The organism is Paraburkholderia azotifigens, assembly GCF_007995085.1.
Taxonomy (GTDB): domain Bacteria; phylum Pseudomonadota; class Gammaproteobacteria; order Burkholderiales; family Burkholderiaceae; genus Paraburkholderia; species Paraburkholderia azotifigens.
Genome location: NZ_VOQS01000003.1, coordinates 1,784,352 through 1,797,658 on the forward strand (window position 1 = coordinate 1,784,352; position 13,307 = coordinate 1,797,658).

The 13,307-nt window shown below is 57.1% G+C and carries 12 protein-coding genes and 2 pseudogenes; 5 read left to right on the forward strand and 9 right to left on the reverse strand.

Annotated features, from left to right (window positions below; translation table 11 throughout):
- Positions 1-198 precede the first annotated feature (198 nt).
- The 3 genes from FRZ40_RS25155 (at position 199) to FRZ40_RS25165 (ending at position 3,042) form a co-directional block, all read left to right on the forward strand.
- Entirely contained in the window at positions 199-678 is a 480-nt protein-coding gene (locus FRZ40_RS25155) for a helix-turn-helix domain-containing protein (protein ID WP_231516397.1), read from the forward strand.
- A gap of 332 nt (positions 679-1,010) precedes the next feature.
- On the forward strand, positions 1,011-1,868 hold the full coding sequence (locus FRZ40_RS25160; protein WP_240057271.1) for a helix-turn-helix transcriptional regulator: 858 nt from the start codon (positions 1,011-1,013) through the stop codon (positions 1,866-1,868).
- A 244-nt stretch (positions 1,869-2,112) separates the two neighbouring features.
- A complete protein-coding gene (locus tag FRZ40_RS25165) occupies positions 2,113-3,042 on the forward strand; it encodes a helix-turn-helix domain-containing protein (protein WP_147235945.1) in 930 nt (309 codons plus the stop codon).
- A gap of 564 nt (positions 3,043-3,606) precedes the next feature.
- On the opposite strand, the pseudogene FRZ40_RS45105 reads toward FRZ40_RS25165, so the two are convergent.
- The 3 genes and pseudogenes from FRZ40_RS45105 to FRZ40_RS25180 form a co-directional block, all read right to left on the reverse strand.
- Positions 3,607-3,753: pseudogene (locus FRZ40_RS45105) on the reverse strand (alpha/beta fold hydrolase); the annotation flags it as partial.
- 56 nt (positions 3,754-3,809) lie between these two features.
- Positions 3,810-4,370, reverse strand: a complete 561-nt coding sequence (locus tag FRZ40_RS25175) for a carboxymuconolactone decarboxylase family protein (protein WP_028371133.1) — start codon at positions 4,368-4,370, stop codon at positions 3,810-3,812.
- 127 nt (positions 4,371-4,497) lie between these two features.
- Positions 4,498-5,289, reverse strand: a complete 792-nt coding sequence (locus FRZ40_RS25180) for an alpha/beta fold hydrolase (protein ID WP_147235946.1) — start codon at positions 5,287-5,289, stop codon at positions 4,498-4,500.
- Positions 5,290-5,570: 281 nt separating this feature from the next.
- Between FRZ40_RS25180 and FRZ40_RS25185 the strand changes: the two genes are divergently transcribed.
- A complete protein-coding gene (locus FRZ40_RS25185; RefSeq protein WP_147235947.1) occupies positions 5,571-6,197 on the forward strand; it encodes a glutathione S-transferase family protein in 627 nt (208 codons plus the stop codon).
- Here FRZ40_RS25185 and FRZ40_RS25190 read toward each other — a convergent pair.
- A complete protein-coding gene (locus FRZ40_RS25190) occupies positions 6,182-6,727 on the reverse strand; it encodes a DinB family protein (protein WP_147235948.1) in 546 nt (181 codons plus the stop codon). The two genes, FRZ40_RS25185 and FRZ40_RS25190, sit on opposite strands and share 16 nt — an antisense overlap.
- 300 nt (positions 6,728-7,027) lie before the next feature.
- Between FRZ40_RS25190 and FRZ40_RS45110 the strand changes: the two genes are divergently transcribed.
- Positions 7,028-7,414, forward strand: coding sequence for a glutathione S-transferase family protein (locus tag FRZ40_RS45110; RefSeq protein WP_420873881.1), 387 nt, complete (start codon positions 7,028-7,030; stop codon positions 7,412-7,414).
- Here the strand turns inward: FRZ40_RS45110 and FRZ40_RS25195 are convergent.
- The 5 genes and pseudogenes from FRZ40_RS25195 to FRZ40_RS25215 all read right to left on the reverse strand — a co-directional run.
- Positions 7,317-7,549, reverse strand: a pseudogene (locus FRZ40_RS25195) (glutathione S-transferase N-terminal domain-containing protein); the annotation flags it as partial. The gene FRZ40_RS45110 and the pseudogene FRZ40_RS25195 sit on opposite strands and share 98 nt — an antisense overlap.
- 383 nt (positions 7,550-7,932) lie before the next feature.
- Positions 7,933-8,256 carry a DUF4148 domain-containing protein gene (locus FRZ40_RS25200; RefSeq protein ID WP_147235949.1) on the reverse strand — a complete coding sequence of 108 codons (324 nt, stop codon included), beginning with the start codon at positions 8,254-8,256 and terminating at the stop codon, positions 7,933-7,935.
- Between the two features lie 190 nt (positions 8,257-8,446).
- The gene (locus FRZ40_RS25205) at positions 8,447-9,790 is read right to left on the reverse strand and encodes an alkaline phosphatase family protein (RefSeq protein ID WP_147235950.1); all 1,344 of its coding nucleotides are present in this window, start codon (positions 9,788-9,790) and stop codon (positions 8,447-8,449) included.
- A 524-nt stretch (positions 9,791-10,314) separates the two neighbouring features.
- Positions 10,315-11,667 (reverse strand): epoxide hydrolase family protein, encoded by a 1,353-nt coding sequence (locus FRZ40_RS25210; RefSeq protein WP_028371138.1) that lies wholly within the window; start codon positions 11,665-11,667, stop codon positions 10,315-10,317.
- 348 nt (positions 11,668-12,015) lie between these two features.
- On the reverse strand, positions 12,016-13,008 hold the full coding sequence (locus tag FRZ40_RS25215; RefSeq protein WP_147235951.1) for a carbon-nitrogen hydrolase family protein: 993 nt from the start codon (positions 13,006-13,008) through the stop codon (positions 12,016-12,018).
- Positions 13,009-13,307 lie beyond the last annotated feature (299 nt).

Below are 13,307 nucleotides of genomic sequence, written 5' to 3' on the forward strand. Positions count from 1 at the left end.
AAAGGAACGGGTGGATTCGGCGGCACCCAAATTTCAGCACCGGGCGAAGAGATTCGCTGCAGTTTTCGAAGGCCCGTGGAGGCGGTACATATTTTCGTGCCATGCGAGATACTCGTTGCGACGTACGAGGAACTACAGCAGTGTAGTTGTCCGCCAGGATATCAGCTGTCGGACCCAGCATTCGCACCTGATACCGTAATGGGCAAGCTCGGCTGCACACTGCTCGAAGCCACGACGTTAAATAGTCCGTTTTCGCGGCTATATTGCAAAAGCCTTGGTATGGCAATTCTCGCGAGGGCGATGGACTTTCGCGACGAGTCTGCTGACGAAAGTTTGCGTCAGGGGCTGGCCCCCTGGAGACTTAAACGCACCCTGGGGTACATCGAGGACAACCTTGGTGAACCCATCAGTCTGGGCGACATGGCCACGCAGGCGGGGTTAAGTCGAATGCATTTTGCCGCTCAGTTCAAGCTCGCAACGGGGCTAAGCCCGCATGCGTATCTGACTGAGAAGCGAGTTAGTGCCGCAAAATCGTTGCTTGCGGAGGGCAGTCTGCCCATCGCGCAAATTGCCTTCGCCGTCGGCTTCTTGACACAAGCTCACTTTACGACGGTATTTCATAAGGCAACGGGTGTGACCCCAAAGCGATGGAGGGAGCAGGCGTCATTAGCGCAGTAGTCTTGTCGAACCGCCTCCGCCAGCGTCAACCACACCAGAGTGGGCGTTTGACCAGCATATGGGACGCAGCGCAAAAACGTTCTATACCTGGATGGAAGCGTTTTAGAGAATCGGCGGATAGACGGATCGATTGTGTTCCGTCGCGTTCGCCGCGCTCGAGAGTTCATGTGCCGAACTCAGCCGTGCACCGAAGCCGTGCACTAATCTCGCCTTCTGTTCGTTGGGCGCTCCGTTGGTAAATATCTTGGTTGATACAATTGACGACGCTACCGATTTGGGGGCATTTGTTAGATGAATAGAGCGGTTATGGTGTCGCAGCGACCTGAAGATTGATGAACATGGCGGCAACTAATAACCAAAATCCGAGGGAATTCGCGCACTTTAAGCGGGTGTGCGGAGCCTGGACGATTGAAGCCCTACAAGCCAGGTTCGAAGAACATAGATTTGCTGCCCACACGCACGACACATGGTCGATTGGCGCGGTTATCTCGGGCGCGAAGGATATCTCTGCAAAAAGGGGCGGCGGCCAGGTCTTCCAGGAGAATCAGGTCTACTGCTTGCCGCCCGATAGCCCGCATGCTGGTAGGGTGGTCGGCAAAGCGTGTGAGTACGTGATGCTGTACGTTCCTGACGGAGCATGGAGGGAGCAGTGCGAGTCGTTGGGCGTCGACCTGCGGCAGTTTCAGCATCGATTGCCTGCCGATACACGGCAGGCGCGGCGCGCACAGGCGTTTGTAGACAGAATTTTCCGGTCGCCTGAAGCAATAGGTGCGTGGGCCGGAGAGTGGTCGCTCTTTTGCGAGTCGCTATTGGACAAGTACCGCAGCGCGCCGCGACTTACCGAATCGGCATCCTCGATGCGTGCAGACCCGGCTCTTGCGCGCGCATACGAGTATTTGCACGAATTCTGGAACCGCAACGTTTCTTTGAGCGACCTGTCGCGCGAATCTTCGATGACGACATCTGACGTGTGTCGAAGGTTTTCTGCAGCGTATGGCTTGTCCCCGCACCGGTATCAGCTTGTGCTTCGTGTAATGGAGGCGAAGGTGAGGCTGCTGATGGGTGCTGAGATATCAGAAGTCGCAAGCGAGACGGGCTTCGCTGACCAAAGCCACTTTGGCAGACATTTCAAATCGATATTGGGCGTGACGCCTGGCACTGTCGCCAAGGGCGGTAGAAGGCATCGATAGATTCAAAAGCAGGTGTCGGATGACGCTACGACATGCTGGCGTGCCGCTGTCGCTTGTAGACCTGTAGCAGTAAGGCGATGGAACGCTAACGGCCCGGGGACAACTTGTACTATTCCGTCATTGAAAGCTTGCCGCGCAAACCTACAATTTCAAATCGGCTATCAAACTCTGGTGTCGCGGATAGGTGGATTCGCGGTTCGCCGTCAGCCATGGACGGGAAACCAAGGTCACTGCAGGAGGCGTGATGCAAGCTCAGCAAGCGTACGGAGAGGGAATCGCAAGAATCTTTCGTCTCGAGAAGGCGCCCTCAATCGCGACGCATATCCGACCTGGTGCTTTTTTCGCGGCCACACATATGCTTTGTGGCGACGAAGGGCTAGGCAAGACAGAGCCCATTCCTGTACGACCGGCGTACATAGTCTGTGTTCTATTTCAGCCGTTAATTCACGAGCTCTGGCTCGGTGGAAGGCCAATTCCAGTCGGGCCTCTGCCACCCGCAACCATTTCAGTTGTCAACCTCGAGCAGGAGCCAACGGCCTTCTATCCGGGGAAGCTGGATTCCCTCCAACTCTACATCCCCCAGGAGAGTCTCGCGGCGATGGCCGAGGACGGGTACAGTCCGCCGGTCCGAGACCTCGTTATCCCGAACGGGACGCTTGACCCAATTGCATATCAGTTGTGCCTTCTGATGCAGCCAGCAATCAACCATCCGGAACAGGCGAGCTTGCTCTTTCTATCCGGCTTGATGGAAGCGTTGTATGGGCACTTGTCCAGGCATTATGGGAATCTCTCGCCCAGAACCGCCCCCTTCAAAGGTGGCCTCTCACCACGCGACCTGGCGCGGGCGAAGGAACTTATCGACTCCAACCTGTCCGGCGCGGTTAGCCTGGCTTTCCTCGGAAAGGAGTGTGGAATGTCTCCCAATCATTTTGCGAGGGCATTCAAGCAGTCCACCGGTGTGCCGCCGCATCGTTGGTTGCTCCTGCGCAGGGTTGAACTGGCGAAAGCATTGATTGAGGGCGGTGACATGACTGCGTCCGAGATTGCTTCGGCCACCGGCTTTGCGGACCAGAGCCACTTTATCAGGGTGTTGTCGCGAATAGTCGGCGTTACGCCAGCAGCGTGGAAGGGTACGCGGTCGTACATGTGGCCGCCGCAGCGTAAAGAGCAGTGATAAGAACGTTCAACCACGATAAGTTCGTTCTATATGAGGTCAGAACGGCGGGGTAAAAATACTACTCAAACAGCGGTCAATTGTTCGCATATGTTTGATGTGTGGCGGAACTGATAGCGAGGCTGGGCCTAAATGCCGAACCAGCATTGGCGTTACTCACAGGTTCCGTGGTCCTGTCAGAGCAAATCAGGAGGCGAGAAATGAGGCGGCTGTTTAAGGCGAATGGAGAAGCGATAGACCTGAAGGGGCCCTTTTCCCTCCGCGAAGTGCAAAGGATAGTTGGAACTGCATCGTTGCTCTTCATAGAATTGCTCGATGGAGAGCACATGATGGTTCTACGAGAGAGCGTAGGTGATATCGATTGTGCGGTAAATGAGATTGCGACAACCATTTGCAATGTCCCATCCATGTCAAGAGTGCAACGACCTATCCGCGGAGATGTGTTGATTGTTCCGGCCCACGACATTGCGCCGCACGTTGATGTAATCTGACCGGGTAAATCTCCGTTGACCTTGTCGGCTTGTGTTGTACACCTGCCGCTGCTGAACAGCTTTGAGGACAGCCACCACTGCCCGTGGAGTGACCAACGAGCATCGCGTCCTTGACATCGAGCATATCAAGCAGACCGGCGAGGTGGTCCGCGTACGTGTCCATATCGTTCCCATCCCATGTCTGGGTGGAGCGGTCATGGGCAACGACGCGATAGCCTTCTAATGAAACTTACTTTACTAGGCAGGGGGCGGCCTCGCTATCAGGCGAGTGCCTGTTCAAAGCTTCCGCGGTTCCCAGCGATATGCGTGCATTTGTGGGTTAAGGTCATTTCCGGCAAGATTGTTCGCGAAGTTGCATAGAGTCGCGAGGCTGACTCCCAGTACAACGTCGAGCGCGTTTTGATCATTGAAACCGGCTTGCTTGAACGCAGCAAGGGCGCTATCCGACACTGCACCACGAGACGCGATGACTTCTTGCGTCAGTTTCGCCACGGCGTTCAGTCGTTGGTCCTGGATAGTTTGACCATCGCGCGCAGCCTGAACGATGTCATCGGAAAGTTGCGCCTTCTTGAGTGCGACTGCAGTGTGGCCTGCTACACAAAATCCGCAACCGTGGACGGTTGCAGCGACGATTTGAACAACCTCGCGTTCTGCAAGAGATAGCGACCCGGACGCATTGATATCGCCGAGCGTGAAATAGGCGGATATGGCCGACGGCGAGTTTGCCAATGTCGCTACAAGGTTAGGCAGGAAGCCATTGTTCGCTACCGACCGCTCGATGAACGGACGGATTTCCGAGGGGGCTGTCTGGACAGAGTGAAGGTGCATGCGGCTCATGATGCGCTCCGGTAAGGATTTGCGCTATTGTCGGCTTGCCCATTCGCGGATGCACGTTCATCCGGCTCAAGTTCATGCTCAAACGGCTCAAAGCAACGTCGATGCGACTTATGCCGGCATATCGTCTTCACTGCGACCGGGAAGATATGGCGACATGCTGCTGAAGAAACTGACTCAGCATGTTATTGAACCGAACAGGGTCTTCAAGGTATGGCAAATGACCTACCCCGTCGAGCACGTCAACCCGCTCGACTGGAAGTCTCGAGATCAGGTCTTCTGAACAGTACGAAGGCACGAACCCATCGAGCGACCCGCGAATAATCTGGACCGGACAAGATACATTCATCAACTCGTCGTTCTGGTTCCAACTGACCATCTCCCGGAAAATTCGACGGATATGGAGCGGGTCGCTGTGCGCAACAGCACGCCTAAAGCCCCTCGCTATCACCGAATCTTCTTGTATGTGCATTTCGCGGAGTAACGTCTGTGCCCAGCGCTCCCCTTGGTCATGCTCGAGCAGCAGGTCATAGATGGCGACGCGCGCAGTCTGGTCCGGACCCGCGAGATTCACGAAGGTGTTGATTGCGGTCAGACAGGTTACCGCCTCAGGACGCGTGGCGGCCACGGTGAAGGCCACGCGGGCGCCGGTCGAAAGCCCGACAATCGAGTACCGGGGCAGTTGTAGTTCGTCCAGCAGGCCAATAACAATCTCGGGAAATCGTCGGAACGGGAGCTCACGCCCAGATGAGGCGCCGTGACCGGGGAGGTCGGGACAGATAACGCGATACGGGCGCTGGAACCAGCGGCGCTGGTAAGTCCAGTTCGTCGACCGCCCCCCCAGGCCGTGGATGAACACGAGAGGGTGGCCATCACCTTCATCGGAGAAGTAGATATCCGTATTGTCGATTGTCACATGCATGTGGGACCTCTCTTCTGTACGGAATGAAACTTCGTCGCGGGCGCCGATGTGTTCTTGAGTGCATGGTGAGCGAACAGAGTATCCGTTAAAGAGCGCGCCGCCAGGAGAGCAGCTTGTCCCGCTTTCGTTTGATGTCCGTTCTCGTTTCGAGAACAGTCATTTCTCGCTGGCGCAGATTCTCCTTTTTCGCCATGTCGATAGACTGGCTTCAATGAAACCTCAGACGTCGCCAGTGCTGGCCAGCCGTCCTGGAATCAATCGACTTTTCTATCGGATAATCTATGACCATCATCGTGCATCACCTGGAAAACTCACGTTCGCAGCGCGTGCTATGGCTTCTTGAGGAGTTAAAGCTGCCGTATCAGGTCGTTCGCTATCGCCGCGACCCGGTTACCGGCCTCGCTCCCACTTCTGTCGGCAACATACACCCTCTGGGGAAGTTGCCCGTTCTTCAGGACGGCCCTCTGACCCTCGCGGAGTCCGGGGTAATCTTCGAGCATCTGTTGGGGCAATCCGATGTGAAAATTGGACAGCCTGCCGAGCTAGACAACGGTCGTCGATATCAGCACTTCATGCACTATGCAGAAGGGTCTCTCATGCCTCCGCTCTTTGCGCTGCTTGTGTTGGGCCGGATGGGAGACATGGCAGGCCCGGCAGCGGCTGACCTGAGGCGGTCTTTTTCCGGCCACCTCGCCTGGATGGACTCGGAATTATCCACGCGCCCATGGTTTGCAGGCGAGACGTTCACCGCAGTCGACATCATGATGAGCTTTCCATTGGAGGCTGCCCGTCAGCGTGGCGGGCTCGACGAAAGGTACGCTAACCTCAATAAATTTCTACGTCGCATTCATTCCCGGCCCGCGTATCGCGCCGCGGTCGACGCGGGCGGTCCCTACGCGTTGGCCTGATTGCCAGATCGATTGGACGGGCGGTCAAGGTCCGGACAGGACTCGAGGAACACGGGTATGTCTGTCACGGGCGGCTTCGCGGGAATCTCGAAGAACATCTGGCATATCCATCCGCGATGGTAGGAGGCATGATTTACCACGTGCATCAGCATCGCGCCGCGCGACATCGCGAACTCCTGCCCGGATACGTATCTGAAGGGAATGACTTCGGCCAGGGATGACTCGGTTTGTTCCATTGCCCATCCTTCAAACCACTCGTTTTCCAACTGCTGCGCCCGGCGTAAGCTATCCAGTTCGGATTGCAGGATGACATCACGCCGGGTGAATCCGTGGGGTTCTCGCAGCAGATTTGCCTTCCATATCAGATCGACGAGATAGTTGTGGTTCAACGTCCCGATAATCGACTTGAACAGCGTCTGCCGGGTCTTGCTTACCTCGGCAACCGGCAATCGCGCGACGCTGCCATACAGAAGGCCGTCGGCCCATGATTTATACCGTGCGAACATACGCGCGGTTTGGGTATTTATCATCTGCAGGTCCTCGATTCAGTCGCTTGACGGCGATAGCCGAAGCCCGCCTCCCGCATCAGCATAGCGTCGCCGACGACGAATTGTTTCGATTCTGCACGATTCTTTTCACCGGGTATCGGTATTGGTTGTTACAGGTGACGCGGTGATGCCAGTGCTGCTGCAATGTGAAGTCGATGCATCACGATTGGACGTCGCTCTTGCACGATGAGGCCCGCATACCGTATGCGATTCACCCCGTAAACATCGGAAAATGGGGCGCAGTTCTAGCCGGACTTTGAGCGGATATCGCCCAACAACCGGATGCCCGCAATAGTTGACCGGGGGGCGGGAATCTCACTCTTTGAGTCGGGTGCAATACTCCTTTTCCTTGCCGGGAAGACGGGAGAATTTGTCCCGATGGACGCGACCGGTCGCGCTGACGTACTGCAGTGGTTGTTTTGGCAGGCTGCCAATCTCGGTCCGATACTCGGGCAGACCGTGTTCTTTCGTAACTACGCGGACGAGCACGTGCCGCGCGCAATCGACAGGTTCACACGGGAGTCTGGCCGTTTATATCGGGTTCTGGACACTCGCCTGGAGCGCCGCAAAGCTTTCCCAACTTGCGGGCAAGATACACAAGGATCGCGTTCGAGTCGGCAACAACTGTGTCTTCGTCAATCAACACCGGTACCTGCCCAAACGGATTGAGCTCCAGAAGTTGCCATGATTTGTTTGCTGCTGCTGCCAGGTCGACTTCAATGAGTTCGTTGAACCCCGATTAGCGAGAGAAAAAGCCCGGGCGCGATGCGAATGGCCAGACAGCGGATGGTGATATAGCTTCATGAAGACAGGTCCGTAGGAGGGTGGCGTCTGGAGGAATCCAGAATTCCGGGCGCAGTCTACGGGACGCTGAGCACGCGCAGAACACGTCGCGCTGGCAATAGAATCTTCGCGTTTCGAGAACCTTAACGCGAACTTTCGCGCCACCTCATCGGCTGTTAGCACACACTCGTCATAGCTTGACTCCGGACACTCGCACGGTGGATGCAATTCTCGCTGCGGGTCGATGGGCGACGCGATTGCCCGCGTTCGAATCGTTCGCTCGGCAAACTGGCAAGCGAATCGTTACGACGGAAACGTGGCGAGAATGAGGCCCGCAGATGTGCCACCACTTGGGCGACACTTCGAATCGCGTCGTGTTGAGTGTCCGCGGTGCCTTTGGACCATTATTGGCCGAAATAGATTGGCTGCATGCCGTCGTTGTCGAGGTGACGTGCAATCTTGGGAGCACCCGCTGACGACGAACCTGCCGCGACGACGCCGCCATAGCTCGCATCGCCGCGTTGCGCTGCCAGGCGCGCTTCGGCCGCCTGTATCTCGGTGGGGTAGTTGACGTCTTCTCCGCGAGACTGGTCGTAGCCCACAGCGCGTAGCTGCGCGAGTTCGTCGCGGACTTGAGCACGGGTCAATCCGGATGTGTCAGTGCCTGCGAACACGGGGCTAGCGACAGTTGCGGCGATAACGAGTGCGGTAAGGAAGCGGGATTTCATGATTCTCTCCAAGAGAAAAAGTGGCGATGGACGAAGAATGCATCAATCCAGCTATAGGGTCTAAGACCAATATCCTATGTTTTCTATAGGAGGGACCAATAGTGGAGCGCAAAGGACGAAAATGGTAGAGCTCTGCGACAGGCAAAGTATCGCGTCGCTTTGCAAACAAGGTTGACTTGAGGCGCTCGCGCTAGTGGTGTGCGTACAGCGGCAGGAAGGGGTCTTTCGCTCGAGGAGAGCCTTCGCTGGAAGGTCTTGGCTCGCCACTTGCCGCGATGGGTTCGGGGCATTTCGGGATGTCAGTGCGCGGTACGGTAAGACTCAACATTTTCGCGAAGTCGTGCGCAGCGGATACGCGCGCCGTCAGGTTGAGCTTCCCGTTGAGACCAAGCAGCGTGTCTGTCGTTTTCAGAATCGAAGTGTGGTCGTACACCGAATGGTCAATGGTGCCGGCCGGAACGAAAGGGGACACCACGATTGCCGGTACTCGTACCCCCAGCCTGTCAAAGTCGAAGTTGTGTGTCTTCAGACGGGTGTTCTCGGCCGACCCGGGCGGTTCGGCAATCGGGGGTGTCACATGGTCAAAGAATCCGCCGTGCTCATCGAAGACGATTAGCAGCACGCTGTTGGGCCAGATGCTCGAGGTGCTGATAGCGTCGTACACCTGCTTGACCAGTGCTTCTCCGTTCCGGACGTCCCCAGCAGGATGCATCGAATTGCCGTTGCGGAAGTCATTCTTCGCATCGTAGGTGGGTTCGATGAAGATGAATTTCTCGGTCAATGAGTTGTTGGCGAGCCGGGAGATGAGGGTATCCATGCCGACAAACCGCTTAAGGAGGTTTTGCATCCCGTGGATACTGCGCGTTTGCGCAACGTCTCCCTGCACGATAAGCCAGTCGGACGCCTGTATCTCGGAGAAAACTGTGCCGTTCGGAAACGTAAAGAGCGGCGCGTTGAAGAATATGGCTTCCACCACCTGCGCGTCGGTCGGCGAATGGTCGAGGCCTGACGAAGTCCCGGCCACAGCAAAAAATCGATTGGGCCACGTGGGTCCCGGAACTGAGGCAAACCAGTTGTCGCACACCCCGAACTGGCGAGCCAGGAAATTCAACACGGGAAGCTGGTCAGGCGTGAACGCATTGAACGCGTCCGGCACTACGTCCGAATGGTCCTCATATGTCGCGGCAAAACCGGTCGTTGATGTGTCTGTTGCAAACGGGGGATAGCCATTGGCGCCGACCACGAATGAGTCGTTGCGTACGGTATCTCCACTGGCGACCTGTAGCCCGCACAGCTGAACGCAAGCATCGGTGAATTCGTGACCCGGGTCGAAGCCGAGGGCGTATGGCGCACCCTTACCCAGCGTGTACGAAGTCCCGGTTCTTCCGAAGTTGACGATTGGGGTAGAGGGAAGACCGTTGGCGATTGTTGTCTCACCTGCGGGTGTCTTGCCTGTCAGGTTGGACCATCCGAACACGCTGTCGTAAGAACGGTTCTCAAGCATCAGAACGAACACGTGCTGTATCGTCGCCATTGGTAACCTCGGAATGTTATTGCACGAGTTCTTTCACTCCGGCGTCAGCCATCCGGAAAGCACCCGGGTCGTTATTAGCCATTTCTACTTCGTACCGAATTGTTCTTGTACGCAACCAACCGAAGCTCATCCATTTATATGCGGGTTATCCAAAAACGCAAACAGGAATACACCGGTCCGGTTTCATGAGCTCGAGCGCACAACCGAATAGTACCTCGGCATCGCAATGGCTGTTCAGGACGGTGTGTGCGTTATTTAAGCAAATACAAATAATTGCAATCGCCTGAATTGCCTGGTAGATTTTATGCTTGATAAAGAAATATATTCTGACGGAAGCCCTTTGCACGAGTATTTCGTTCAGGAGCAAAACCTCTTTTTATTTCGACGGAATGGCGATGGGCCGTCGGTATTAAACAATAATGTTTGATCGTGCAATATCGCTTCGATCAATCGTGATTGGCGATCAATCAAACGAGTGCATTCTGGCAAGCGCTCCGACGCATGCGACCCGGAGCGCTTGACAATCAGGCGCGCAAAGACCTCAACCCTGTGCGCACTTCATTCGCGAAGATCGCGGGTTCCTCCCACGCCGCGAAGTGTCCACCGGATTCAGGCCTGTTGTAGTAAATCAGGTTGTGATAGGCCTTCTCCGTCCAGCTCTTCGGCGCCTGGTAGTTTTCGCCTGGAAATGCGCTGACGGCGGCGGGCACATTGACGTCGGCGGCGAGGAAGAAGCTCGCGTGCGACTCCCAGTAGAAACGCGACGCCGAAACGCCCGTATTGGTCACCCAGTAAAGCGTGATGTCGTCGAGTATGTCGTCGCGTGTCAATGCGCCTGCGGAATGGCCATTGACAGGATGGCCGAGCACAGCCGCACTCAAGGCAGCAGCGGGCTGGCCGTAGCCGTCACCGTGATCGAGCAGCCACGAAGCCAGCGCGACAGGTGAATCGGCGAGTCCATACAGCGTCTGCGGCCGTGTGCCCATTTCGAACGCGTAGCCCCGCTTCTTCTTGAAGTTGGCGCTCAACTGATCGTACGCGTGCTTCTCGTCGTCGGACAAGCCGGCCGGCATGGGGTCGCCTGCCGCTAGCGCCTTCAGGATCTCAGCCGGAACAGCGGCGGGGAAGTTCACGTGGATGCCTATCAGTTCAGGCGATGCCTGCTTCGCCATGATGTTGGTCACAATGCCGCCGAGATCGCCGCCTTGCGATGCAAAGCGCTCATAGCCGAGGCGTTTCATCAACGTGACCCACGCGCGCGCAGTGCGTTCCGGTCCCCAGCCCGTCTGGGTCGGTCGCGCTGAAAAGCCGTAACCGGGCAACGATGGAATCACGAGATGGAATGCATCGGAAGCGGGCGCGCCGTGTGCAGTCGGATTGACGAGCGGATCGATGATCTTGAACTGTTCGATGATCGAGCCGGGCCAGCCATGCGTCACGATCAGCGGCATCGCGTTTTCATGTTTCGACCGCACATGGAGGAAGTGAATATCGAGTCCGTCGATCTCGGTGATGAACTGCGGATACGAATTCAACCGCGCTTCGCATTTGCGCCAGTCGTAACCGGTTGCCCAATACTGCGCGAGTCCCTGAATGGTGGCGAGTTGAATGCCCTGCGATTCGTCGGGCACGGTCTCGCGATCCGGCCAGCGCGTGGCTTTGATGCGGCGCCGCATGTCGACGAGCTGCGACTCGGGGACGTGAACGCGAAACGGGCGGATCGCCGTCTTGTCGCCGTTCGCGGGTTCCGTGATCTTGCCGGTTGCCGGGTTCGTATCGGCGAAAGCGAGGCGGCTCAGCGAGCCTGCCGCGAGCGCCGCTGCGGCCGTACCGACAAAGTGCCGGCGCGAGGAAGATTGGGGCGTGTCCTTGGACATGGGGTGAGTCTCCTGCCTTGATCAGCGTGTGGTGTTGCGCGTGAAGTCTGCAACGTGCAGTTTCACAAAGTCATACGTGCTCATGGGTTTGCGGCCCGTGAGTTCGAACAGGTGGTTCGTCATGCGGTCGTATCGTCCCTGAGTGTGCAGAAAATGGGCCGGTCAGGGGCAGGTTTCGTTGTCATATCGCGTACCTTCAACTGAAGACTTAACTGTATTTAAGTATGCATATACACATGCTGGAGCGAACATGAGCGCGTGCATACGTCGATTGCTACGACGCTGGTCCTGATTATTGCCTTCGAAGCCAATCCTCCTTCAATGGAGGGTAGTTCGAAGTTTTCGATTTCACTCGGCCTGGACGTGCAGATTTGCAGAACCCTGCTCGTTGACATTCATCGGATGCGAAGCGCGCTCGTGAACATGCGCGGTCGGCGTGCGGTCGATCATCAGGCTCAGCAGTTCAGGGCGGTTGTAGTGACCAGCCGAGTCCATCAGCATCTTGCGGCGATCGATCTGCGTGAAGTCGAGATCGACGATCACGTCGCCTTCACCCGAGCGAAGCGGCTCGGCCATCAGCATGCCGTCCGGCGAGACGATCGCCGTGAAGCAACCGCCCGAAATCGGACCGATTCCGCAGCCGGTGTCTTTCATGATCTGTGCCTGTTGGTCGGCGTCCAGCCAAGCCGTCGCGTTGACGACGAACGCAGCGGATTCGAGCGCGTGCTGGCGGATGTTGATTTCCATCCGTTGTGCAAAGCCTTCGCCAAAGGCCGAGCCGGGATACATCGCCGAGTGTATCTGCTCGCCGTCGGCGATCATTGCGTAGCGGGCAAGCGGGTTGTTGTGCTCGAAGCATGCAAGCTGGCCGATGCGTCCGACTGCGCTGTCGACCGCACGCAGGCCTGAACCGTCTCCCTGGCCCCAGATCATGCGTTCGAAATGCGTCGGCGTGATCTTGCGGCGGCGCTGGATCAGCGTGCCGTCGGCATCGAAGAGCAATTGCGTGTTGTACAGCGTGCCGCCATCGCGCTCATTCACGCCAATCGACACGACCATGCCGGCCTTGCGCGCGGCTTCGCCGATCGCGTCGGTGGCAGCGGACGGCACGGTCACGGCCTGTTCGAGCAGGCGCAGATGTTCGGTGCCCGACAGCAACTCGATGCCTGTCTGAACGGCAGCGAAGTACGGGTAATACGGCACGACCGTTTCGGGGAAGGTGGCGAACTGCACGCCTTTCTGGCCGAGTTCGTGAATCTTTTGCACGACCTTGGCGACGGTTGCTTCACGGCAGTAGAGCACCGGGCTGAACTGCACGGCGGCGGCTTTGACGACGTTCACGACAAACTCCTTGACTAGGGGTACGAGGCAATGGTCGATCTTGTATATGCAACATCGACCGACAAGACTTCAGGCCGCGCGCAGCGGCAATTCGCGTGCGATGTTCATGAGTTCATGGGCGGCGTCTTGACCGGGCAGGCGCGTCGCGTGGCGTTGTGCAGCCGACCACGCGCTCGCGGTGTTCTTGAGCAGCGCCTTGCCTTCTCGGGTGAGCGAGAGCGGGCGGCTGCGGCCATCGCTGGGACAAGCAGCGAGAACTGCGGCGCGACAGAGCCGAAAGGACGCATCGCATCGTCATA

Excerpts from the sequence above, each read along its gene's own strand:
- FRZ40_RS25155 (WP_231516397.1), top strand. The coding sequence starts at position 199 with ATGGGCAAGCTCGGCTGCACACTGCTCGAAGCCACGACGTTAAATAGT.
- FRZ40_RS25160 (WP_240057271.1), top strand. The coding sequence starts at position 1,011 with ATGAACATGGCGGCAACTAATAACCAAAATCCGAGGGAATTCGCGCAC.
- FRZ40_RS25165 (WP_147235945.1), top strand. The coding sequence starts at position 2,113 with ATGCAAGCTCAGCAAGCGTACGGAGAGGGAATCGCAAGAATCTTTCGT.
- FRZ40_RS25175 (WP_028371133.1), bottom strand. The coding sequence starts at position 4,370 with ATGAGCCGCATGCACCTTCACTCTGTCCAGACAGCCCCCTCGGAAATC.
- FRZ40_RS25180 (WP_147235946.1), bottom strand. The coding sequence starts at position 5,289 with ATGCATGTGACAATCGACAATACGGATATCTACTTCTCCGATGAAGGT.
- FRZ40_RS25185 (WP_147235947.1), top strand. The coding sequence starts at position 5,571 with ATGACCATCATCGTGCATCACCTGGAAAACTCACGTTCGCAGCGCGTG.
- FRZ40_RS25190 (WP_147235948.1), bottom strand. The coding sequence starts at position 6,727 with ATGATAAATACCCAAACCGCGCGTATGTTCGCACGGTATAAATCATGG.
- FRZ40_RS45110 (WP_420873881.1), top strand. The coding sequence starts at position 7,028 with ATGCCCGCAATAGTTGACCGGGGGGCGGGAATCTCACTCTTTGAGTCG.
- FRZ40_RS25200 (WP_147235949.1), bottom strand. The coding sequence starts at position 8,256 with ATGAAATCCCGCTTCCTTACCGCACTCGTTATCGCCGCAACTGTCGCT.
- FRZ40_RS25205 (WP_147235950.1), bottom strand. The coding sequence starts at position 9,790 with ATGGCGACGATACAGCACGTGTTCGTTCTGATGCTTGAGAACCGTTCT.
- FRZ40_RS25210 (WP_028371138.1), bottom strand. The coding sequence starts at position 11,667 with ATGTCCAAGGACACGCCCCAATCTTCCTCGCGCCGGCACTTTGTCGGT.